This window comes from Planctomycetia bacterium (genome assembly GCA_021413845.1).
Classification (GTDB): domain Bacteria; phylum Planctomycetota; class Planctomycetia; order Pirellulales; family PNKZ01; genus PNKZ01.
In genome coordinates this window covers 1-22,719 of record JAIOPP010000081.1, presented here as the reverse complement: position 1 = coordinate 22,719, position 22,719 = coordinate 1, and the positions used below count along the sequence as shown (strand labels likewise).

The 22,719-nt window shown below is 62.0% G+C and carries 15 protein-coding genes; 8 read left to right on the top strand and 7 right to left on the bottom strand.

Annotated elements, in window-relative coordinates; genetic code table 11:
- Positions 1–230: 230 nt before the first annotated feature.
- Positions 231–692, top strand: coding sequence for a nucleoside-diphosphate kinase (ndk, locus tag K8U03_14485; protein ID MCE9606101.1), 462 nt, complete (start codon positions 231–233; stop codon positions 690–692).
- A 142-nt stretch (positions 693–834) separates the two neighbouring features.
- Here the strand turns inward: ndk and pyrF are convergent, their stop codons facing one another.
- Positions 835–1,788 carry an orotidine-5'-phosphate decarboxylase gene (gene pyrF / locus K8U03_14480; protein ID MCE9606100.1) on the bottom strand — a complete coding sequence of 318 codons (954 nt, stop codon included), beginning with the start codon at positions 1,786–1,788 and terminating at the stop codon, positions 835–837.
- 149 nt (positions 1,789–1,937) lie between these two features.
- On the opposite strand from pyrF, the gene K8U03_14475 reads away from it, so the two are divergent.
- The 5 genes from K8U03_14475 (at position 1,938) to K8U03_14455 (ending at position 9,189) form a co-directional block, all read left to right on the top strand.
- Positions 1,938–2,183: a cold shock domain-containing protein gene (locus K8U03_14475; GenBank protein ID MCE9606099.1), complete on the top strand. Its 246-nt coding sequence runs from the start codon at positions 1,938–1,940 to the stop codon at positions 2,181–2,183.
- Between the two features lie 17 nt (positions 2,184–2,200).
- Entirely contained in the window at positions 2,201–3,451 is a 1,251-nt protein-coding gene (locus K8U03_14470) for a hypothetical protein (protein MCE9606098.1), read from the top strand.
- A gap of 140 nt (positions 3,452–3,591) precedes the next feature.
- Positions 3,592–4,788, top strand: a complete 1,197-nt coding sequence (locus tag K8U03_14465; protein ID MCE9606097.1) for an SDR family oxidoreductase — start codon at positions 3,592–3,594, stop codon at positions 4,786–4,788.
- A gap of 44 nt (positions 4,789–4,832) precedes the next feature.
- The gene (locus K8U03_14460) at positions 4,833–6,110 is read left to right on the top strand and encodes a glycosyltransferase family 2 protein (protein ID MCE9606096.1); all 1,278 of its coding nucleotides are present in this window, start codon (positions 4,833–4,835) and stop codon (positions 6,108–6,110) included.
- A 109-nt stretch (positions 6,111–6,219) separates the two neighbouring features.
- A complete protein-coding gene (locus K8U03_14455; GenBank protein MCE9606095.1) occupies positions 6,220–9,189 on the top strand; it encodes a protein kinase in 2,970 nt (989 codons plus the stop codon).
- 24 nt (positions 9,190–9,213) lie between these two features.
- Here the strand turns inward: K8U03_14455 and K8U03_14450 are convergent, their stop codons facing one another.
- Positions 9,214–10,062, bottom strand: a complete 849-nt coding sequence (locus K8U03_14450) for a HEAT repeat domain-containing protein (GenBank protein MCE9606094.1) — start codon at positions 10,060–10,062, stop codon at positions 9,214–9,216.
- Between the two features lie 318 nt (positions 10,063–10,380).
- On the opposite strand from K8U03_14450, the gene K8U03_14445 reads away from it, so the two are divergent.
- Positions 10,381–12,048 carry a DUF4118 domain-containing protein gene (locus tag K8U03_14445; protein ID MCE9606093.1) on the top strand — a complete coding sequence of 556 codons (1,668 nt, stop codon included), beginning with the start codon at positions 10,381–10,383 and terminating at the stop codon, positions 12,046–12,048.
- Complete coding sequence (locus K8U03_14440) at positions 12,048–12,749, top strand: response regulator transcription factor (GenBank protein MCE9606092.1); 702 nt, start codon at positions 12,048–12,050, stop codon at positions 12,747–12,749. Before K8U03_14445 ends, K8U03_14440 begins: the two co-directional genes overlap by 1 nt.
- A gap of 215 nt (positions 12,750–12,964) precedes the next feature.
- On the opposite strand, the gene K8U03_14435 is transcribed toward K8U03_14440, so the two are convergent.
- From K8U03_14435 to K8U03_14415, 5 genes are all read right to left on the bottom strand, one after another.
- Positions 12,965–16,216 carry a right-handed parallel beta-helix repeat-containing protein gene (locus tag K8U03_14435; protein MCE9606091.1) on the bottom strand — a complete coding sequence of 1,084 codons (3,252 nt, stop codon included), beginning with the start codon at positions 16,214–16,216 and terminating at the stop codon, positions 12,965–12,967.
- Between the two features lie 256 nt (positions 16,217–16,472).
- Positions 16,473–18,017 (bottom strand): hypothetical protein, encoded by a 1,545-nt coding sequence (locus K8U03_14430; protein ID MCE9606090.1) that lies wholly within the window; start codon positions 18,015–18,017, stop codon positions 16,473–16,475.
- 174 nt (positions 18,018–18,191) lie between these two features.
- Positions 18,192–20,066: a protein kinase gene (locus K8U03_14425; protein MCE9606089.1), complete on the bottom strand. Its 1,875-nt coding sequence runs from the start codon at positions 20,064–20,066 to the stop codon at positions 18,192–18,194.
- A 128-nt stretch (positions 20,067–20,194) separates the two neighbouring features.
- Complete coding sequence (locus K8U03_14420; protein ID MCE9606088.1) at positions 20,195–20,887, bottom strand: sigma-70 family RNA polymerase sigma factor; 693 nt, start codon at positions 20,885–20,887, stop codon at positions 20,195–20,197.
- Positions 20,888–21,106: 219 nt separating this feature from the next.
- Positions 21,107–22,719: hypothetical protein (locus K8U03_14415; GenBank protein MCE9606087.1), on the bottom strand; the 1,613-nt coding region annotated here is incomplete at its 5' end.

Sequence of the window (22,719 nt, the reverse complement as noted above, 5' to 3'; positions counted from 1 at the left end):
AAGGGTACATCGGGTTGCAGTCGGAAGTGACGCTCGGCGGGCAGTTCGAATTTCGGAACATTAAGATCAAAGAGTTGATGAGCATGGCGCAATTGCGCGACCGATACCGACCGGTCGGTAATTGAGGGCGAATGCCTGCTCCCTAGCCTTGAGCAAAATCGCGGCGGCCCCTAAAATGCCGCCTAATTACTCATATATCTATTCGACTTTAGCGCCGGAGATTTCGGTCCATGGAACGTACGCTCATCTTGTTCAAGCCCGACTGTGTGGAGCGACGCCTCGTCGGCCGGATCCTCAGCCGTTTCGAAGATAAGGGTCTGAACGTCGTCGCGATGAAGCTGATGCACATCACGCCCGACCTGGCGAAGCAACACTACGCCGAGCACGTCGCCAAGGGTTGGTATCCGACCTTGGAAGCGTTCATCACCGGCGGGCCGGTCGTGGCCGCGGTGCTCGAAGGCTTGGAAGTGATTCGGGTCGTCCGCGACATGCTCGGCGCAACAAACGGCCTGAAGGCCGCCTCCGGCACGATCCGCGGCGACTTCAGCTCGAGCCGACAAATGAACTTGGTTCACGCCTCCGACGGCCAGGAAGCTTCGGCCCGCGAGATCGCGCTGTACTTCAAGCAGAATGAAATCGTCGCAAGCACGCCGACGATCACCCCTTGGCTCCGCTCGGGCGAAGAGAGCTAAGCGGCTCGTTGCGTATCGAACTCACCAATCTGGGGCGAGCGGCCGGTGTAAACCGGCCGTTTCCTTGGATCGCTCTCGAAGTCCGAATCTTCTTGCGCTCCTAACGGCCGGTTCACACCGGCCGCTCGCCTCGGAGACGTCGCTAGGGTTTCAGTTTGCCGACGGTCGTCTCGGCCCTCAGTTCGTCGTTCATTGCCGTCGTGGCTGCTTCGACGGCGCGTTGCCAATTCGCCGCGCCGAATTTCTCGGCGTACGGTTTGCGGCTATGCGCGAAGATGATGCCGCGCGAGTTGTTCACCACGGCGCCGAGTCCTGCGGCGTCGAAGGCCGGGGCGCAGTCCCTTGCCGTTCCTCCTTGGCTGCCGTAGCCGGGCACCAGGAAAATCGTATGCGGCATCGCGCTGCGTAGCTCGGTCAGCTGTTGCGGATACGTCGCCCCGACGACTGCGCCGACCGCTCCGTAGCCGGAGGCGGTTTTCGTTTCGGCCGACATCCGTTCGACCTCAGCTGCAACGAGTGCATAAAGTGTTTTCGGCAAGTCGAGTCCGCCTTGATGCCTCGACTGGTCGATCTCTCGATCTTGAAACTGCCCGCTCCCCGGGTTCGATGTTTTCACCAACACGAACAAGCCCGCGTCGCGCGCTACGGCAGTCTTCACGAATGGTTCGAGGCTATCGTTGCCGAGGTACGGGCTCACCGTCAGCGCGTCGCCTCCCCAGGGGCTATCGGCACCGAGCAGGCCATCGGCATACGCTTCGGCCGTGGTGCCGATGTCGTTGCGCTTGCCGTCGAGAATGACGAGCAAGCCCGCTTGGCGAGCGTGGTCGACGATCTGCATCAGCGCTTGCATCCCTTCTAGGCCGAGTTGCTCGTAAAACGCCATTTGCGGTTTCACGGCCGGGACGAGTTTCGCCACGACGTCGATGATCTCGCAGCCGAACTTCGCGTAGGCGCCGGCGACCGCTCGGCGGTTCTTCGGGTCGATTCCCGCGGTGAGCGGAGCGGGGAGTTGCTCGAAACGAGGATCGAGCCCGACGACCACGGGACTGGCTAACTTGCGACATGCATCCGACAACCGATCGGCAAAAGCCGGCATGGTAGAATCTCCCGAAACCAACGAGACGCGAATCTTCCCGAGAAGTCCGACTATGGTAACGCTTGCCGCTGAGGCTCGTAAGCGGATAGATTGACGGGCCGCCGTTAAACATTCCTTTCCACGCGTTTCTTCGAAGAGGCCCTGCGCTCGTGCTTAGCGGAACCGTGAAATTACTCGTCGTCGATCGTGGCTACGGATTCCTGGCCGTGCCCGACGCGCCGGATGTCTTCTTTCATCACTCGGCGCTAGCCGCGCACGGTTTTAAGAAGCTCGTCGTCGGGCAGGCGGTCGAGTTCGAGGTCGCCGGCGGAGCGAAACGCTCGGCGAAAGGGCCGCGAGCGAAGGTCGTGACGCCGAAGCCCGAAACTCCCGCCGCCGAGCCCCTGAGTCCGTAAACGCAGGCGAGACGAGCGTGGCTAAACGTCCCTCACGTAACGACGCCGGCAAATCGGAAAAATCGCACGACCGAAAGCGGGCGGAGAACGAGCGCTACGATTCAGCGGATTCACCACCGCCGAAAGCTGCCGGCGGCAGATTCGGCCTGAACGGGATCGCGGACGCCCCCTGGGTTGCGTATGGTTTGCGGCTTTGGATCGTGGCGATGTTCGGCTGGACGATCTGGGTGACGCGCCCGCTCTGGACGGCGCACGCCGTGCCGCCGCTCTTGCCGCTCGTCGAGCTGCCGTCGGCGATTGCTCGCTTCGATTATTACGGCATGGCTTTATTTGCGGCGGTCGCGGCTTCGGTGGCTTGGCCGCGCGTTGGGTGGTCGGCCTATGTTGCGATCGCGGCCGTATCGCTGGTCGCCGATCAGACTCGGATGCAGCCGCAGTTGTTTTCGTTCGCGCTGTTGATGCTAGGCACTTGGCGACAACCGGCCGCGCGGCTCTTGGCCCGTTCGCATCTCGCGTCGCTCTGGTTTTTTTCCGGTTTGCATAAGCTGCTGAGTCCCGGTTACTACGAGCAGGTTGCGCCGTGGCTGTGGGAAGGGATCGCGCCGGTTGCCGATTGGCCGAACCTCGCCGACTATTCGGGACTCTTCGGCAGCACGATCGCGGCGATCGAAATGGGGATGGGGCTCGCCGTGTGGGTGCCTCGGCTGCGCAAGTATGTCGCCGCGCTCGCGCTGATGATGCACTTCGGGATCGTCGCGCTGTTGCAGCACATGAACGGTTGGAACACTTCCGTCTGGGGTTGGAACTGCGCGATCGCGATCGTGGCGTTCGTGTTGATCGGTGGCTGGCGCGAGCCGCTGCGCAATGACTGCCGGCAATGTGGAATGAAGGGAGTAGTGCCGGCGGTGATATTATTTTTATCGCCGGTGCTTTTTTACTTCGGCAAGCTCGATGCCTATCTCAGCCATTGTCTCTATTCAGCCAATGTCCCTACCGCCATCTTTTATCCTGCCGATGGGGAGTCACCGTACCAAATGAACGGCATCGAAGGGCCCTATTGGGACGCGCTCAATGTGCCGCAGCCCCCTGCACATAGGGTGTTTGAGGCGTATTTTCGCCATGTGGCGAAGCCCGGCGACACCCTTTCCGTCGCCGATGGAAGAGTGTGGGCGAAACTTTCTCTAAATTCTTCCTACCATTGGCGTTGCGATCGAAATGGCGTGCTTCGGCGCGAGCTAGCTCCTCCGGATGGGAAGCAACGCGAATAACGGCAAAAAACCGGTACTAGGTTGGCGTTTTTCGGATTGTCGGCCGAAGATAACACTAGCCTGACGCGCCCGAAGAGGTTAATGTTCAACCTCGTATTTTGAGGGGGCTAGGGCGTGCGCTGCTTACGAGGTTTGCCGAAATGACGCATTCGTCTGAGAAAAGTATTTTGCTGACCGGCGGCACCGGACTCATCGGTCGCTATCTCATCAAAGACCTACTTTTGGCCGGCAAGCAACTCTGCGTGCTAGCACGTCCCTCGAAGAAGCAATCGGCCGAGAAGCGAATCGACGACATCATCAAGCTGTGGGAGAAGCAACTTCATTGCACGCTCCCGCGCCCGCATGTCGTCTCCGGCGAAGTCACCGAAACGGGTCTCGGCCTCAGCTCCGAGTCGCGCAAGTGGGTCGCCGAGCATTGCGACCGGGTGATGCACAACGCGGCCGTGCTCGAGTTCCATGGTTCCGATCGCGAAGGGGAACCGTGGCGCACGAACCTCCGCGGCACCGAGAACATGCTGAAGTTCTGCCGCAACGTCGGCCTGCGCGATTGGCACTACGTCTCGACCGCCTACGTCTCGGGCAACCGAACCGGCCGGATCTTCGAGCATGAGTTGAACTGCGGGCAAGGCTTCCGCAACGACTACGAAGAGAGCAAGCTCCTCTCCGAGACCGCGGTTCGCAACGCCGACTTCCTCGACCAGCTGACCATTTACCGGCCGGCGGTCGTCGCCGGCGACTCAGTGACGGCGTACACCAGCACGTATCACGGCATCTATCTGTACCTCCGCATCATCGCGCTGGTCGTTCAAGACAAAGAGCCCGACGCCGACGGAGTTCGCCGGTTTTCGCTCCGTTGGAATTGCACCGGCAACGAGCTTCGCAACATCGTTCCGGTCGATTGGGTTTCGGCGGCGATGACCCGCTTGTTCTTGAACCCGGCGGCCCACGGCGGCACCTACCATCTGGCTCCGCAAAAGCCGACGAAGCTGCGCGAGCTCGTCGATTACGTGAGCTCGTACTACAACACGGCCGGCGTCGAGTATTGCGGCAAGGCTCCGGAAGATATGTCGGACTTCGAGCGCGAGAGCTACGCCCAGGTCGCGATCTACGAACCGTATCTCACGTCGGACCCGACGTTCGACATCACGAACTTGTTGAAGTTCACCGCCGATATGCCGTCGCCGGCGATCGACGAGGCGATGATTCATCGCTTCATTCAGTTCGGCGAAAACGACAAATGGGGCAAGCGCCGCGGGGCTCCGATCCTCGCCGTGCCGTATCCTTCCGTGAATCTCGCTGCGGCGGGGATGCCGACGACGAATTCTTCCGCTCGCTAGTGCCGTGAACGGAATGCGATGACAGAGAATGATGACAGAGAATAATGATTGAGCATTTCGTTCCCTGGCTCGTCTACATCGGCCTTGGGCTCGCCTGCCTGCAATTCTCCGTCGGCATCGGCTTCACGATCCGTTTGCTCGCCGCACGGATTCGCCCTGCGCCGGATGCCGACTGCGGTCGGGCCGCGATTATCTTATGTTTGCGCGGCGCCGATCCGTTTCTCGAACGCTCCTTGAGCGGCATCCTTACGCAAGACTATCCGAACTTCGAAGTCGTGATCGTCGTCGATCATCGCGATGATCCCGCTTGGCAGCCGGTGCATGAGATGGTGGCGCGCTTGAGTGGTCGAACGACCGCGCGCAGCGTCCGAATCGAAGAGCTGCGCGACCGGCCCGAGACCTGTTCGCTGAAGAACGCCTCGTTGATTCAGGCGTATGAAAGCCTCGGGCCCGAGGTCGAGTTCACGGCTACGATCGATGCCGACGTCGAGCCGCATCGCACCTGGCTGCGCGAGCTGGTCGCGCCGCTGAGCGACCGCCGCATCGGCGCCACGACGGGCAATCGTTGGTATATGCCCGAGGATTCCGGCTGGGGTTCGCTGGTCCGTTATCAATGGAACGCCGGAGCGGTAGTGCCGATGTTTTGGCACGGCATTGCCTGGGGCGGGTCCGTCGCGCTGCGAGCTTCCTTCGTCCGCGACTCCGGATATCGCGAACGGATGCGGCACGCGCTCTGCGAAGACACGATGCTGTACGACACGCTGCGCAAAGTCGGGTTGAAGCTGCGGTTCGTCCCTTCGCTCTTGATGGTGAATCGCGAATCGATCGGCATGCTCAGCTTCTTTCGCTTCTGTCGGCGGCAAATGCTGATCTCGAATTACCATTCGCAAGCCTGGGCGATCTGGCTGCATGGGCTCACCAGCTCGGCGTTCTACGTCGTGGCCGCGACGACGATCGTGGTCGCGCTCGCGCGCGGCGACTATGCCGCGGCGCGCACGGTCGGCAGCATCTTCGTCGTGTTTCTCGCGTCGATGGCGCTGGTGCTTCCCGCGCTCGAGACGGCCGTGCGGCGGATCGTGCGACTACGAGGAGAATCGCCCCCCAAGATTCCGCCGGTGAAACTGTTGAAGATCGTCTTCACGTTGCTCGTCGTCACGCAGATCGTGTACGGAGCCGTCGTTTGGTCGTTGGTGCGCGTGCGGCGCATCGAATGGCGTGGGATCTACTATCGGCTCCGCGGGATCTGGAACGTCCACCGCGAAAACTACGCAGCGTATCGCCCCGCGAGCGATGAAGCGCTCGCCCAGCGGACTTCGCTTTAGGCCCGCCAATCGGGATTTTATCGACCGGCTTCCGCCCCGTTCGTCGATTATTCCCATCCCCTCTACCGGTCTGTATCATGAGGCTCTCCCTTCTTCATCGGAGCCACTCGTGTTACAGACACCCGACCAATTCGGTAAAGCTCTCGTCGCTTCGGGCCTGATGACGGCCGACGAAGTGAAAAGCCTGTGGGGGGCTTTGGGAAGTGAGCGACCTAAAGATGCCCAAGCGTTCGCCAAGCTCATGGTCGAGCGCAATTCGCTCAGCAAGTACCAAGCTCAAGAGTTGCTGAGCGGCGGCAATGGCCCGCTCGTCATCGGCGACTATGCGTTGTTGGCGAAGATCGGCGCCGGCGGAATGGGGCAGGTGTTCAAGGCGCAGCATCGTCACCTGAAGCGACTCGTCGCCATCAAGCTGCTGCCGGCCGCGGTGACGAAAGACGAGGCGTCGGTGAAGCGATTTCGGCGCGAAGTCGAAGCCGCCGCGAAGCTCTCGCACCCGAACATCGTGCATGCGAACGACGCCGGAATGCAGCGCGATACGTGGTATTTGGTGATGGAATATGTCGAGGGACAAGACTTGTCGGCGCTGGTCAAGGCGTCGGGCCCGTTGCCGCTCGCGCAAGCGGCCGACGTCGTCTTGCAAGCGGCCCGCGGCTTGGCTTATGCGCACGGCGAAGGGGTCGTGCATCGAGACATCAAGCCCGGCAACTTGCTGTTGGACAAGAAGGGGGTCGTTAAAATACTCGACATGGGCCTAGCGCGCTTCGACGACGCGACCTTAGCCGACCAGCAATTGACGAACACCGGCACCGTGATGGGAACGGTCGATTATATGTCGCCCGAGCAAGCCAAGGACACGCGGCATGCCGATGCGCGGAGCGATATCTACAGCCTCGGTTGTTCGTTGTATCGGATGTTGACGGCCGAGAGCATGTTCGAGGGAGATACGGTCGTCAAGAAGATCTTGGCCCACATGAACGCGCCGATCCCGTCGCTCAGCGAGAAGCGGAGCGATGTCCCTGTCGAGTTCGACCGGATCTATCGAAAGATGGTGGCGAAGAACTCCGAAGATCGATACCAGAACGCCGGCGAAGTCGTGGCCGCGATCGAAGCTTGGCAGCAAGGGGGCGACACCGGCGGTAAGCTCGCGCTGGATGTGAAGAGCGGCTCTCAAGCCACGATGGCTGCGGCGACGATGGCGAATTTCCGCGCCGATGTCGACACCAGTGCCAAGGCCCGAGCGAAGCCTGCGAAAGAGCTCGCTAAGGCGCCGGCTAAAAAGAACGGGCCGATTCTGATCGGCGCTGGCGTGGGGGTTTTGGCGCTCTTAGCCGGCGTGTGGCTCATGCTGCGCGACAAAGGCGAAAACGCCGCCGTAAACAACGAGGTGGCGCTCGCCGTGCCGGTGCCGAGCGCGTCAAAACCGGTTCCGAAACCGAAGCCGGTCGAGCCCGTAGCGCAAGTGGTAACGCCATCGATTGCGACGCCTCAACCGTCGCCAACCGCGGCCGCTCCGAGTGCAACGGCGCCTCTCTTTACCGCACCGATCTTGAAAGCGACCGCCGCGCCGACGCCTACGCCGATTGTGCCCGCATCGACCGTTTCCACACCGATGGCCCCCGTGACCCCCGCGGCAACTCCGGCCGTTGCGGCTGCACCGGCGGCTCCGATTCCTACGGCGACGACTCCCGCGATTCCAGCGACAACTCCAGCGGCGACTACGCCTCCGCCGCCGGCGAACGCCCCAGCGCGATTGCCCGTGCCGCCGACGGCGGCTCAGCCGTTGGCGCTGGAAAAGTTAAAGGCGACTCATAAAGATCAATTGGCGGGAGCCACGAATTTCGACTTGCGCACGAAGCTCGCGGAAGAGTTCGTCCGCTCGGCCTCGGCCTCGGCCGGCGCCGAGGATAAGTATGCCTACTTCGAGACCGCGATGCAGTTGGCGACCGACGCGCGCGATTTGCAGCTGGCGCTCCGCGTCGCCGCGGCTTGGCGTCGGCAGTTCGAGATCGACTTATCGGCGACGATCAAAACCGCGATCGAAGGAATCTCCAGCGCTGCGAAAACCCCCGCCGAGCGCAAGGAGCTGGGGTTGTCGTTCCTCGGCGTCGTCGACGAACAGATGACGACCGAGCATTACGACGTGGCCGATGCCGTGCTCGCCGCCGGCGCGGCCTTCGCTTTGAAAGTGCGCGATCCGGCGCTGACGAAGGAATACAAAGCTCGCGAAACCGAGATGAAGGAGTGGCTCCCGTTGTGGACGGCCGCGCAGGAGGCCCGCACGACGTTGAACTTCGAGCCGAACGATGCAGCGGCGAACTTGGCCTTGGGGCGCTACTTGTGTTTGGTCCGCGGAGATTGGCCCGCCGGCTTGAAGAACCTGAGTCGGTCGGGCGACGAGCTCTTGCAAACAGCCGCGACGAAGGAACTCGCCGCGCCGCTCAACGCCGACGCGCAAGCCGAACTCGGCGAAGCGTGGTGGAGCGTCGGTGAAAAAGAGAAGGACAAAGCCTCGCCGTTCCCGAAGCTCATCTGGCAAGAACACGCCGTAGCGTGGATCCGCCCGGCGCTAGCGAAGCTGCCGCCGGCGATTCGCAATCGGGTTCAGCCGCGGATCGTGCAGTTCGAGCAGCAACGAAAGACGGCGGGCTTGCTCTTCACGCGCCGCCGCCCGCTCGACGTCGATCTCTTCTTCGCCGGCCACTGGTACAAGATGTTTAAGGACGAGAAGATCAGTTGGATCGAAGCGAAGGCGCGCTGCGAGGCGCTCGGCGGGCATCTGGTGCATGTCGAGACGAGTCAGGAAAACGACTTCATCAAGTCGCTCATCTTCAAAGAAACGGAAGGCCAAAACGACGTGTTCGTTTGGATCGGCGCTACCGATCAAGCGGCGAACGGCAAGTACGTTTGGACCGACGGAAGCCCCGTGACGTTTTTCGATTGGAGTCAAGCGGAAGGCCAAAGCGCGACGGAGTTCTACATCGCGATCTACCTCAACGGTCCCGTCTCGATGCTGCTAAAGTGGGGCGACCAAGCCGACTACCATCGCGGATATTACATCTGCGAATGGAATCAGTAACACGGCCTGTCGTCATCGCTTCCGTTATTTCTTCGTAGCCGGAGGCACTTTGCCGCCGAGCCGCTGAATGGCTCCGCGCATCTCTCCCGATGCCTCGGGGCTCGTCTCCTTCGCCAACTCCGCGTAGAGAGTCGGCAGCCATGCCGGGTCGCCGGCTTGACCGAGGGCCCGCGCTAAGTAACCCCGTTGATGGGTCTCGGTCGCTTGCTCGAGGGCCTTCGCAATGGCCGGAGCCGAAGCTTTCGCCCGGTCGCCGAGTTGGCCGAGGGCATGCGCCGCCTTCATCCGAGTAAGCGGATCGTCGTGCGTAAGGTAAACGTCGATCGCCGTCACGCGCGCCGCATTATCGGGATCCATCATCGCCAGCGCCCCTAAGGCGACGACGCGCGTCACGGAGTCGGTATCCTTTTGCGACGCTTTCTCCAACGCCGGAACTGCACGCCGCTCCGTCGGCACGGCCCGGCCGATGCGCCCCAGCGCACGGGCCGCCGTTTCGCGCGCGATTTTCGCCGCGTCGTCGGACAACTGCACGATCAACTGCGGCACCAACGGCAGCGCGGCTTCCCCTTCCGGACCGGAGACCGTCGCGGCCCACGAGCGTACTTCGCCGTCCGAGTCGTCCAGCGCGGCGTGGATTTCCGGTAGCAGCACCCGCGAGATGTCCGAATGCGTCAACGTCTTGATCGCCGCGCGGCGCACTTCGACGTCAGGGTTTTTAAGATCGGCACGAACCTTAGCCGCCCGCTGTTCGGCAGGAATTCCCTTCGTGTCTGCGGCACGCAGCTCGACGGCATTCCCCAGCACCAGGCCGAGCAGCAGCGGACGGAGCGAGGAACGAGTCGCGAATGCAACGAAAGATGTGCGGAAAAACATGGGCAGGATTCTCGCAGGAAGGCGGGGTGGACGAGCGATGCGGCGGCAGGCGAACCATCCGGCAGATTCTCGTCTCCTCCCTCGCCGGCTGCAAGCTTTTCGAGAACTAAAAAGGTTCTCTCAACCCGGAAAACGCACAGCGTAACCGATCGAAGTACACGTGATCGGAAGCGTCTCGGTCAAAGCACATAAGTGAAAGCGAAGCTGCCGCAGCGTGTGAATTTATCTTAAAATTGAGTTAAGGATGCTTTACAAGTTTCGCGGCCCCTGCGCTATTGATAGGGTCCTTCTCCTAGTCGATCTTAGACGAAAACAGCTATGCAAGGCTTCAGCGAATTCGATTCGCAACCTCCCCATCCGTTGGGACAGCGGTTGAGCCAAGGCCGGCGAAATCATAAATACGCCGGCTATATCTACGCTCCGCTGGTCGTGGCCGTGTGCGGCTTCATGGCGCGAGGGCTCGAGAACTTCGGCCTGTCGCTGACCAACGGCTTGCTCATCTTCCTGCTCGGCGTGGTCTTCGTCGCCGTGCGCTACGGGGCCGGCCCGAGCATTCTGGCGTCGGCCGTAACGGCCGGAACGCTCGCCTTCTTCTTCATGGCGCCGCTCTGGAATTTCGCCGTCGCCGATATGCAGCAATTGTTCACGCTGGTCGTGCTGTCGATCATCGGGCTCGTCATCAGCGGCCTCACTTCGCAAGTGTTGCATCAGACAGGCATGGCGAAGCAAAGCGCCGAGCGCTTCGAGTCGCTTTATCGATTGAGCCGAGAATTGGCCGACTTGAACGGAAGCGAACAGTTGTCGCGCGCCGCGGTGAAGCATATTCAGAACTTGGTCGGGGGAACGGCCGTGGTGCTGTTGCCCGATTTCGGGCGTGGCTTTCGCGCGATCCCGCCGGTGCCGTTGGCGACGACGTTTCGCTCGCGCGAATGGACGGCGGCGAACGTGGCGTTCGAGGCGGGCCATGCTTCCGGCCTGGGGACGCATACGAGCCCGAACGTGACCGCGTTGTTCCTGCCGCTGATCTTCGCGAAGAAGGCGATCGGCGTGCTCGCGATCCAACCTGCGGAAGAACGTCATGAGTTCACGCCCGAACAGCAGCACATGCTCACCACCCTTGCCGGACAATTAACCGGTGCGCTGGAGCGCGATCGCCTTTCGCATCAGGTGCAGACGGCGCAAAACGATGCCGAGAGCGAACGGATGCGAGCGGCCCTCTTGAGCTGCGTGTCGCACGATCTGCGAACGCCGTTGGCCGTAATCGCCGGGGCGAGCAGCAGCATGCTCGATGCCGAAGTGGAGCTCTCCGGGCAATCGCGGCGGGAGCTTTGTCAGACGATCTTCGAAAATGCCGATCGGTTGGCGCGCATCGTCGACAACTTGCTGAACATGACCCGCATCGAGTCGGGCGCGTTTAAGGTCGGCAAGCAGCAGCACGTTCTGGAAGAGGTCGTCGGGTCGACGTTGCTGCGCATGCGAGACGTGATGCGCGAGCGACGCGTCGAGACGCGGATCGCCGAAGATCTGCCGATGATACCGATGGACGACATCTTGTTTCAACAGGTGCTCTTCAATCTGCTCGACAACGCCCACAAGTATGTGCCTAACAATGCTCCGATCGAGATCTCGGCGCAGATCGAAGCCGGGCAATTGCGGCTCGACGTCGCGGATCGGGGCTCGGGCTTGCCCCCGGGCGAAGAGTCGCGCGTGTTCGAGAAGTTCTATCGAGCGCCGGATCGACGACAGGAACAATTCGGCAGCGGTCTCGGCCTGACGGTCTGCCAAGCGATCGTCGTCGCGCATGGCGGCACGATCTCGGCGCATAACAGAGAAGGGGGCGGAGCGTTGTTTCGTATCAAGCTACCGTTGCAAAGCTCGACGAGTCTAAATTCGGATCCGTTGTCGTCGGAGGAAAACGCCGTGGTGCATGATTTGAGTCACCCGCTTACGAATGCTTCGGGAATGCCGTCGGAGGTTGGTGGATGATGTCTAGTGAGCGGCCGACGGTTTTAGTAGTCGACGATGAGCAAGCGATTCGACGTTTCTTGATCACGACACTCGAAGGTTCGGGCTACGATGTGGAAGCGGTCGGCACCGGCCAAGAAGCGCTTACTGCGGCGGCTCAACGCCCGCCTACGTTGATCATTCTCGATCTCGGGCTGCCGGGAATTTCAGGTCAGCAGGTACTTGCGGAGTTGCGGGCCTGGTCGCGCATTCCAGTGATCGTGTTGTCGGCGATCGGTCGGGAGCAGGAGAAGGTCGACGCCTTCAATGCCGGGGCCGACGACTATTTGACGAAGCCGTTCGGGGTACCCGAGTTGCTGGCTCGAATTCGCGCAATGCTCCGCCGCACGGCCATCGCGACGGCCGACGATGGGCCGCAGGGGCGCTATCAAGTCGGCGAGCTGACGGTCGATTTTACGACGCGGCGCGTCGTGGTCGGCGCGCGCGACATACGTTTGACGCCGACGGAATATCGGCTGTTGTCTCTCATGGCGCAACACGCCGGCAAAGTGCTGACGCATTTGTTTCTCTTGCGGCAAGTCTGGGGGCCCGAGCATTCGTCGGAGGTGAACTATCTCCGGGTGTTCATGGCCGGCCTGCGGCGAAAGGTCGAAGCCGATTCGACGCAGCCCCGCTACCTGCTCACGGAGCAGGGGGTCGGATACCGGCTGGCGGACGCGTAAAAAAACTCTTGGTCCGTTTTCTTCCGTTGGCGTTGGTGCGGGTTTGCGTACGGCAAATCCTTTTGCATGCGCCGCCGCGCATGCTATTTTTCTTATGAGACTCGGGGGCTTTTTGCCTTCGGAAAAAACCCTCGCCGGTGAGACTGCGAGGGTTTTTTTATGCGCTCCGCTTCACGATTGCGAGGGCGCCGCGTTCGTTGCAGGGCGTTCGGAGATTATTTCGCGAGAAACTTCTCCCACCGTACGCCGATGTCGGAGCCGTGTTCACCTTGACCGCGCAGCGGGCTGCTTCGGGGCAAGATAAAGTCTTCGATCGTCAGCGGGCGGAGATTGAAGCCCAGCGGTTGTTCGAGCGGAGTTAGTCCGTAGTCGGGAGTGTATTCGATGCTGTGAAGATCGCGCTTCGCTCCCGTTTGCCAAGCTTCGAGGCCGTTCAATTCCTTCCCCTCGTGCTTGGCGATGTACTTACCGCTCTGCGGCATCCAGGCGAAGCAGGCGTAATCGGAGTCGTAGACTTGCGGTGTCCAATAGAGCGGGTAGGCGCCGCTCCGTTTCTGCCCGACCAAGTCTTGATAGATGCAGCTGCGCGAAATCCATTTCTCGCCGCCGTTGATCGAGTACATACCCGTCAGGCTCACGTAGTAGACGTTGTGGTCTAAGATCAACGGCGCACGCTGCACGATGCCTTGCACTCCGCGCCAACAGGCCAACGTGGCGCTGTCGCTGATCCGGCCCGCATACTTCGGCTCGGGCATGCCGGGCATGATTCCGGCGTCGAAGAAGACGAAGCCGCTCATCCAGCGATAGCGCGCATCGGCCACGCAGCCCTTGAATTCGTTCATGCAGCCGCCGGAAACTCGGAAGATGCCCGCGTATCCCCAACCGCCGCGGTAGCCGCCGTAGTCGAGCCCTTCGCTGCAAAACATGCCCGTCAGATTTTCGATCGTGATGAAGGCTTTCGTGTGCAGCTGCACGTCGTGTGGACGGCCGGTGCGGACGAACTTGATCAGCCCTCCTTCCAGAAAAACGCTCAATGGTTTCTCGGCGCGAAAGGTGATGCGCCGCTCGTCGCTCGTGCCGGTTTGCAACGGACGCAAGAGCTCGACGTATCTGCCCGGCGCAATCGTCACGGTATCGCCGGCACGGGCCTCGCGAGCCGCTTTATGGAGCGTCTTCCATGCCGTCTGCGGGGTCAGGCCGTCGTGGGCATCGCTCCCTTGCGTGGCGACGAAAAGTTGCCGCGGCTCGGGATCGGTCGTCGCCGTCGTGAAGGTGTAGTCTCGGTCGTCCCAGGCGATCTCGGTTTCATCCGCGAGGTTGTCTTTCGATCCGGGCCGAAAATGATACGTGGTGTTCGGCTGCAAGCCGACGAGGCTGACCGTATGCACCAACTCGTATTCGCCGCTCGTCGAGGGAGACCGGTCATGGGTTTCTCCGTAGCTCTTCGTTAGGCCCCATTGGAGCGCCGTTCCGGCCATTCTTCCCGGCGTGTACCACAGCAAGTTGGCGCTCGTTCGCGTTACGGAAACGACCTCGACCCGCTCGATCCGGCGGCGCGTCGTCGTGCGCGCGACGAATCCGCTTTGAGGGCCGATCGGCGATTCGTACAGGCCGGCGGTCATCAGCGCCGTTCCTGCCGCGACCCGAAAGTCTCCCTGCTCGGGCCCGGCAAGTTTGTCGGTGAGCTCGAGCGAATGCGTCTCTTGCCCGGAGAGCTTGCGCCAGCCGGCAATATCCGAGGCTCGCTCGTTCGACGCTTGTCCCAAGGTCGCGCCGCGGTAAGCATTGAATTCGCCGAAGTAGTTCTTCACGTCGGGCCCTAAGACGACCTGCGCTTGCCGGTTCTCTCCGACCAACGACGAGACCAGTTCGACGTCGTCGCTGCGCGCTACGCTGAGCCCGACGTCGTTCTTCCACAGCGCGCAGCGCTCGAGCGACACTTCGCGGCAATCGACGACCTCGACTCCCGCCCCTTGATTGAGATAGCTCGATCCGGAGAGCAGCTTGAGTCGTTGCGAGACGGCGATGCGAACGCCGGGCCCTGCCGAACCTTGCACGGCGACATGCGCCACTTCCAAAGACGTGCAGCCCTGGATCTCGATTCGCTGGACCGTGGCGCGGGCTTTTCCATGCACGCGGACAAGCGTTTTTCGTCCCGCCGCGGCCTGCTTGTCGCGCAAGACGAGCGGCTCCGCGTAGTGGCCGGGCAAGATGTAAAGCGTCTGCCCGGCTTGGAGCGTCTTCGTGGCGTGTGCGAGCGTGCGCCAAGCATCGACGACGCTCGTGCCCGCGGCGGCGTCGTTGCCGTCCGGCTTTACGAAGAGCACGTCTCCCTGATACGGCAACGCGCCGAGGTCTTTGCCGTCGCGGGCCTTGCCCCGCGCGGGGCTATCCGACTGCAACCGACAATCGGCCCAAGCGGGGTCGGCATACTTCGGATCGGCGGGAAGATCTTTGGCCAATAGATCGCTTCCCGCGTCGGGTCTGCCGAGCGCGTCGTCGGAACGGTAGCCCGTGTTCGAGCGCATGCCGAGCGTGGCGACGAAGCCGTCGGTGACGTTGTATTCGCTGACGTCGCCGGAGTTGTCGCGCCCTTTGATCGCGAGGCCTTGGGCACCCCAGACGATATTGCGACGGTAGGTGTTGTTGCGATTCTCGCCGTAGATGAAGATGCCGGTGTGGCTGAAGCCGTGGTGTACGAAATTCCCTTCGACGAGCGTTCCCTCGGTGCCGTCCTGCATGTAGATCTGAGCCGACTGCGAATAGTCGGGAGAGTTTTCCCAGCATTCGTTGTTGCGAACCACGCAGTTCTTCGCCTTGCCCAACGAGATTGCGGAACCGTTGCGATAGAGCTTGCAGTTTTGCACGACGACCCCGGTTCCGTTCGGTGCAAACAGGGCCGCGCTGCCGAAGCCGCTCATCACGAAACCATCGACGACGGTATGATCCGCGAGCGTGATGCCGTTGGTCGTCGAGATCGTGGCGTAGGTATGATGTTCGACGCCGGCGCTGTCCGTCGGATGGATGTAGAGCCGCTTCGTTTCTTCATCGAAGCAATAAGAGCCGACTACTTCTTCGACATCCATCGGCGTCGCCATCCAGCGCATGTCTTTGGCTGTGTCGAGCTCGCGCATCTTAGGCGGCGCCGCCGTAAACGGCTTCGAGAAACTATAGACGGCCCCGGCGACCGGCTCGAACCCGACGTGCGTTTCTACCGAACCGATGAAGACTCGCCCCGCCCGCTCGGCTTTCAGCGTGATCGGCTTGTCGGGCAGGCCGGCTTTGAGCTTCCAGCCCCCTCGGTAGAAGCCCGGTTTGACGACGATCGTGTCGCCGGGCACCGAGCGGGCGAGAGCGTCGATCACCGCTTGCTCGTCGGCACTTACTTTCTCTTTCTCGGCGCTCTGGGCCACGCTTAAGAATGCCGACACACTCCAAGCAATCAGCGAAAGAATCGTGATCCTCATGGTAGATCTCCGTGGGCCGCAGGGCGCGGCAGGTGGGGCGGTGCGGTGGGCGCGGCCATTCTAGTCGGTCGGAAACTTGCCGAACAACTATCGACGTCGAAGCTCGCCGTTTATTTTGTGGCACAGATGCGCCTGCGTGCATGTTTGGAAGTCGTGCCTGCGATGCGGATTGGTGTCAAAAAAAAGGAATCCCCGTCGCAACTTGCGACGGGGATTCCTGAAAAATCTTTATGCGAACTGCTTCGCTTCGACAAACTTAAACCTTGAGCAGGTCTTTGGCTTGCGCGTAGCCTGCGGCCGTCTTGCCGTATTCGCTCGCCGTGACGCGAGCCAGTGCGGCGAGTTGTCGGGCGCGGAAGGCGGGACGCATGCGACCATGCTCTTCGCTCACGGTGCGGTAGTATTTCTCCGCATGCAAAGCGCCATCTTCGCTCGTGGCGAACTTCAATAAGACATCGAAGATTCGTCGCGATGGTCCGCCGGTAGCGCTATATTGCATCGCGAGCGCACAGGCTTGAGCTTGATCGTTCGCTCGGACCGCGGCATCCAATTCGTTCAGCAGCGTCTCGGGATTCGAAGCCGAGATCTTCTGCATCTGCTCGGCAAGCGGATACGGGTCTTTATTGAGCCCGCCGCTTTGGCCCGCCGTGTGGAACGCGCCGACGATCAGGCTCGCCGCCGCCGTACGCTGGTTGCCGACGCGCGAAATGTTGCGCCAGGCGTTGGCGGAATCCGAAGCATGCACGCCGACGGAATCGCCGTGAACGCTGCCGATCGGCTTGTCGGGCTGCGCTTGACGCCGGCCCGGATCGTGGAGCACTAAGCGATTGGCGGCTAGCGCGAGGGCTTCGCCGATGCAATCGGTCGAGATGCCGTCGGCGAGCGCCGCGGCTACGGCATCGGCGGCCTTTTCGCGCGGCGCCGAGTAGACGAGCTTGCTGAAGTCGTCGATCCACGCATCGTCGACCGAGCGCGTTCCCAGCGGCTTGCTGAGGAGCTTGTATTGATCGAACAGTTTCGGCAGCTGCGTGCGAATGGCGGACACGGGGCGTTTCTGATCGACGATGTTGCGCTCGTTCTGCAAACAAAAGCGAACCGATTGCCGCAGCATCGTGTGGGCATATTCTTGGCCGACGAGATCGAGCATGGCCCAAGCGCGCCACGAGAGGACGACGCGATGCACGTCGACTTCGTCTTCGATTTCGTATTGCAGATGTTGATAGGCCTCGCCGGGCGACGCCTTGACCATGGCCGCGAAGGCCGACTCGGCCCCCTTCTCGTCTTGGCGGCGGACGAGATCTTGCAGCAACTCGCCGCCGGGCTTGCCGGCCGGAAGGGTCGACGCTTCGACCGGATGCATGTTCTCGTGCTTGCAGCCCCCTTGAGCCTGCATCCGCGACGTATTGCGATACAGCACCTTCAACACCGGCAACGGGCGCTGCGCTTCAGGCAATTCGCGCGACATATCAAGAGCCGGCGCGAGAGCCATGAACGTGTGGTAGCCGATGTAGTCTTGCCCGCCGAAGGTGCGCGCGTTGGCGAATGCTCCGGCCGCGACGAGCGTTTGCAAATCGGTTCCCGCTTTCAGGCGGGTGATCAATTGCGGCAGCAGCTTGTCGGCCGGCGTTTCTTGCATCAGCGTGACCAGCGGCTCGAACGCGCCGAACGTCAAACGCTCTTTAACGTCGCTCGTGTCGGCCCGAGCCAGGCCCATATCGAGGGCCAAGCCGGAGCCGATGCTGGCGGCGAGCATGCCGGACCCTACGTCGGCTAAGAACGCACGTCGATTTCGATGGCTCATGATTTTCTCCAAGCGGATGGGGCGTCGGATCGTGGCGGCCGGTAGCGGCCGGTTCGACGTCGGGAAGGGGAGAGCGAGGCGAATCGTCGGCGACTGCGCGGTCGCAAAAATAGCCGACGTATAGCTTAACGGACGCGCGTTACACAAGTACGAGAAAGGGCCGTAGATACGCGTTTAACCGGTGCCGGTGAGCTTTCTGGCTCGATTACGCAACCAGGCGACCAAAGCGGAAAGAGTCAGCAAAGAGCCGGAAATCGACGCGACGAGGATGAAGGTTCCCCGCAGGCCGGCGTGTGTGCGGGCGATGTCTTGATCGAGCGGGCGAATAATCTCCAAAACGCCCCCCAGTTCTCCCGCTTTCCAGTTCTTTTTCGTGCTTTCGTTGTGTTGGTTGTGGCAGCGCACGCACCCTTCGGCCATGAGCCGGGCCTTGGCGAAGCGCAACGACGGGCGCCCCTGGTAGGTCTCGAAGCGGTCGATCGGTTGGCTCGAGTCTGCCGCCAAGGCCGTGAGGGCGTAACGCTCGAAATCATCCTTCGGACCCCCGCCGGCGCGCGACTTGAACGGGTGGTCGCTGTAGAGCCGGACCTGCATGCCCGACGCGCTCTTCTCGCTGACGCGCTGCCCGAGGTCGATGTTCAACGTCGCCGGCAGCGGAATCGCCGTCGACGATTTCGTACGATAATCATGCGTGATCTCGATTTTCAACGGCGCGAGACGCTCGACGACCTCGGTCGTGTACATCTTGTCGATTTCTTCCAGCATCTCGGCCTGCTGCTTCACGCTCTCCAGCGCGGTCGATCGCACCAGATACTCCGACAACCGCGACAGATGCCAAAAGCCGAACGCCGAACCTAACGTCACGGCCACCAATAGGCTCGCCGGCATCGGGTTGCGGCGACACCAGAGCCACAAGCGTTGATGAGCTCCGATCGGACGAGCCTGAATCGATTCGCCGCGCGACCAGCGGCGCAGGTCTGCGGCGAATTCGGCGGCCGTGGCGTAGCGCCGGCTCGGCGACTTCGCCATCGCCTTCAGACAGACCGTCTCCAAGTCGCGAGGAACTTTGTCGTTCAGTTGCCGCAAGGGGCGCGGCTCGTCTTCCAAGACGTGCAGCAGGAGCATCCGTCGATTGCCCCGAAACGGTCGCTCGCCGGTCAGCAGTTCATACAGCACTACGCCGAGGCTGTAGATATCGCTCCGTGCATCGACGCTGCGAGACTCCCCGCGGGCCTGCTCCGGCGACATATACGCCGGCGTGCCGAGCACTTGGCCGTCGAGCGTCATCGCCGTTTCATCTCCTTCGCGCTTGGCGAGGCCGAAGTCCATCAGATGCGACCGACCTTCGAGATCGAGCATGATGTTCGACGGCTTGATATCGCGATGGATGATCCCTTGATGATGGGCGTAGTCCAAAGCATCGGCGACATCCGCCGCCAGCCGAACCGAGCGCTGGACGTCGTACCGCTGGTGCGCCATGCAAGCGGCCAGCGTCGTCCCTTCGATGAACTCTTCGACCAGAAAATAGGCTCCGTCCGCCGTCTGACCGATGTCGAACAACGCGACGATGCCCGCATGTTTCAATTGCGCGGCGCTGCGCGCTTCGCGCAGCAATCGCTCGACGTCGTGCTCGTCGGCGAACTCGCCGGCGCGAAGAATTTTGATCGCGACCGTCCGGTCGAGCTCCGTATCGCGCGCGCGAAATACATGGCCGAACGAGCCGCAGCCCAACTCTTCGAGCAGCTCGAACTTGCCGAACCGCATGGCGCCGTCGGCCGAGCGCGACATGCCGACTCCGCCCGTCCTGCGAACCGACATGGCCGCGGCGATCCATTGCGCACGCAACCCCTCGGCCGGCAGCGTCGAATCGTCGACGTCGCGCAAGCCGGAAACGAGTGGGTCGTCGGTTTCTTCGAGCGATTCGAGCACGCCTCGGCAGAGGTCGCACTGCTCGATGTGCTCGGCGACGCCGTTCAACGACGCGACGGGGAGATCCCCGATCGCGAAGCGCGACAGTTCGGCGGCGTCCGGGCACGTAGTCGAATTCATGTCCTCGATATCTCGATGTGACGTTCCCAATCGTTCTCACGTGACGAGCCGCCGCGACCGTTGGTCCGCTGGGGCCCATTAAGATAGAAGACGGAAGGTCGTTACAGCGTCCGGCGTCGGCCTTCGGTTTATTTCCGCAAGTCTCCCAGTTCGGTTCTCAGGCGATGCAGGACGCGTGATTTGGCGACCCTTACGGCTCCGGAAGTCATTGCTAAATCGGCGGCGACGTCGGCCGTGGCGCGTCCGTCGACGGCCGTCATCCAAAAGGCCTGCCACGTGCGCGGCTCGAACTCGGAGCGGATCAAATCCAGGCCGCGGCGAAACAAGTTGCGCTCGAACGTGCGCTCGATCTCGGCAGGGGAGTCAATGGGAATCTCGTTGCCGGGAGGAGTTGCGGCGCTCGACTCTTCGCTGCGCTCCGACGGGGCGGGGAGCGACGTCAGCCGTTGCTGCGCTTCGCTCCCGCCGATTCCCTGCGGCTCGCGCTGCAGCTTCCGAAAATGGTCGTTCACTTTGTTCAGCGTGATCGTGCGCAGCCAGCCGCGAAACGTGTCGAGCTTCTGCTCACGGCGGAAGTCGCCGATATGCAGCGCGACCGCTTGGAAAACTTCTTGGAACACGTCGGCCGTGTCGGCATGGCCCAGCCGGCGCGTGCGGCACCAGTAGGCCACGAGCGGAGCATAGAGGGTGACCAGCCGATCCCAAGCGCCGAGCTCGTCGCCGCGCACACGCTCGATCAGGCTGCGCGAAGTGCCGTGCGAGGAAGTGCCGTGCGACGACGATTCATCGCCGCTGCGGCTGGGCTCGAGCGTGGCTTGCATAACGTGTGATCCGCCGAACGATTTCACCGACCCGAGCGGGGCCTCGCACGCAACGTCTTTCGTGCGGCAATGAAATCCCCCCGGTTTGAGAATACCACACCGCGGGCGCGCTATCGAGCCAGCCGGGAGCGGGAGCGCTCTCGAAGTTGAGTTCGTGCGCGGCGTTCACGCCGTCGTATGGTCGGCGATAAATATGACGCGACCGCCGTCAAGCATGTGCTACGGGTTCGGGACATTGCATTTCGGCAGTGCGTTTCGTAGCGATTGCACTCCTTCCGGCGTTGCGCCTAGGCCGACATCGATGCGCGTCAGCTTCGGCATTTTTTCCAACAAGCGAAGCGTGACATCCGAAGTGTTCGTGCCCGATAAGCGGAGCGTGACCATGCGTTCGAGGTTTTGGATGTTTCTCGTCCCGCGATCGGTGACCTTCGTGCCGAGCACGTCCAGCAGATAAATCTCGCGAAAGCGAGTCACGTTCGCCATCCCCACGTCGTCGAACGGCGTATTCGCCAACATGAGCGAGCCGATTTTGCAATCATCGGGGAATTGCGAGAAGCCGGCACCGGTGACCGGCGAACCGGAAAGTTCCAAGTTGCCCAACTTCTTGCAATCCTTCAATTGCGCCAGACCGGCATCGGTGAAGGAGCAGTATCGAATCTCCAGCGTGGAGAGATTGGGAAGCGCGACTAAATACGGAGCGATCTCATCCGTGAATTGAGCGTGGCGTAACAACTGCAATCTTGCGATCGGCAAGCCTTTGAGAGCGGCTAAACCTCGCGAGGAGACCGAGGTATTGTTGAGCACCAAAATCTGCAGCTCCGGCAAACCTCGCAACGGGAGCAATTCGTTATCTCCCACGTTCTTCAAATCGTTCAGCGTCACCGTGGTAAGCGAGAACGGGCCGTCGGGCAACCGCTGCGTCGACAATAATTGTTGATAGCTGTTGGTGCCCGGCGCTCTCACGGTGACCATGCCGCCGAGCGCTTGATAGTAGGCCGCGATCTGACGCTGGTCGCCGGCGGCAGGGGCGGGCGCGTTGCCGCGAGGTACGTTCGCGCCGGTGGATCCGGAGTTGTTCGTGTTTGAGTTGGTTGACGAGTTCGTGGTCGGGTTCGTGGTCGGGTTCGATGTTGAGTTGGTCGATGTCGTCGCGGGTTCGCCGAAGGTGCGGTTGGGCATCGCACCGCCGGCCGGCACGGCCGAGAGGTCGATGTTCAGGGCGGCTTGCGCGGCGTCCCACCAGGCGTCGCCGGCGGCGCTCTGAGCCGCCGTGTTTTCCAAGGCCTTGACGCTCTTCGCGCCGAGTCCGGCGAGCGTTTCGTCGCCGCTCTTGGCGTAGCGCGGGAACGCGGCCGGCCAATCTTCGGCCGCGAGCGCCAGGTAGCGGGCGAGCGCGAGGTTCGCCTCGGCGTCGTCGGGCGCGGTCTTCAGCTTCTCGGCCAACGCCGCGAGCGCGGGCCATTCTTTTTGTCGCGCGGCGAGCGCGGCGTTCTTCTCGGTGATGAGCTTCGCGCCGGCCGCCGCATTCGGCAAGCGGCGGGTCACGGCGAGCGCGAACTCGCCGTAGCGCTTCCCGTCGTCGAACTTCGCGTCGACGGTCGCTTGGTCGAAGAGGCTCGTCGCTTCGTTCGCCAATTGTTGCATCGTCGCCGTGTCGACGCGCGGGCGCTTGACGAGCGCGTTCCAAGCGTCGAGGCGGGTCGTCGTCGCGTCGACTTCGAACTCGTCGAGCAACTGCCTGAGCGCTTCGCGCAAGGTCGCGAAGTCGGCCGCTTCGGTCGCCAGCGCGCGAGCCTCGGCGATCAGCACGTAGCGCGACGTCGGATCGTCGA

What these genes read in the sequence shown, in the direction of transcription:
- K8U03_14430 (MCE9606090.1), bottom strand. Translation starts at nt 18,017, where the DNA reads ATGAGCCATCGAAATCGACGTGCGTTCTTAGCCGACGTAGGGTCCGGC.
- pyrF (MCE9606100.1), bottom strand. Translation starts at nt 1,788, where the DNA reads ATGCCGGCTTTTGCCGATCGGTTGTCGGATGCATGTCGCAAGTTAGCC.
- K8U03_14460 (MCE9606096.1), top strand. Translation starts at nt 4,833, where the DNA reads ATGATTGAGCATTTCGTTCCCTGGCTCGTCTACATCGGCCTTGGGCTC.
- K8U03_14450 (MCE9606094.1), bottom strand. Translation starts at nt 10,062, where the DNA reads ATGTTTTTCCGCACATCTTTCGTTGCATTCGCGACTCGTTCCTCGCTC.
- K8U03_14465 (MCE9606097.1), top strand. Translation starts at nt 3,592, where the DNA reads ATGACGCATTCGTCTGAGAAAAGTATTTTGCTGACCGGCGGCACCGGA.
- K8U03_14440 (MCE9606092.1), top strand. Translation starts at nt 12,048, where the DNA reads ATGTCTAGTGAGCGGCCGACGGTTTTAGTAGTCGACGATGAGCAAGCG.
- K8U03_14425 (MCE9606089.1), bottom strand. Translation starts at nt 20,066, where the DNA reads ATGAATTCGACTACGTGCCCGGACGCCGCCGAACTGTCGCGCTTCGCG.
- K8U03_14435 (MCE9606091.1), bottom strand. Translation starts at nt 16,216, where the DNA reads ATGAGGATCACGATTCTTTCGCTGATTGCTTGGAGTGTGTCGGCATTC.
- ndk (MCE9606101.1), top strand. Translation starts at nt 231, where the DNA reads ATGGAACGTACGCTCATCTTGTTCAAGCCCGACTGTGTGGAGCGACGC.
- K8U03_14420 (MCE9606088.1), bottom strand. Translation starts at nt 20,887, where the DNA reads ATGCAAGCCACGCTCGAGCCCAGCCGCAGCGGCGATGAATCGTCGTCG.
- K8U03_14445 (MCE9606093.1), top strand. Translation starts at nt 10,381, where the DNA reads ATGCAAGGCTTCAGCGAATTCGATTCGCAACCTCCCCATCCGTTGGGA.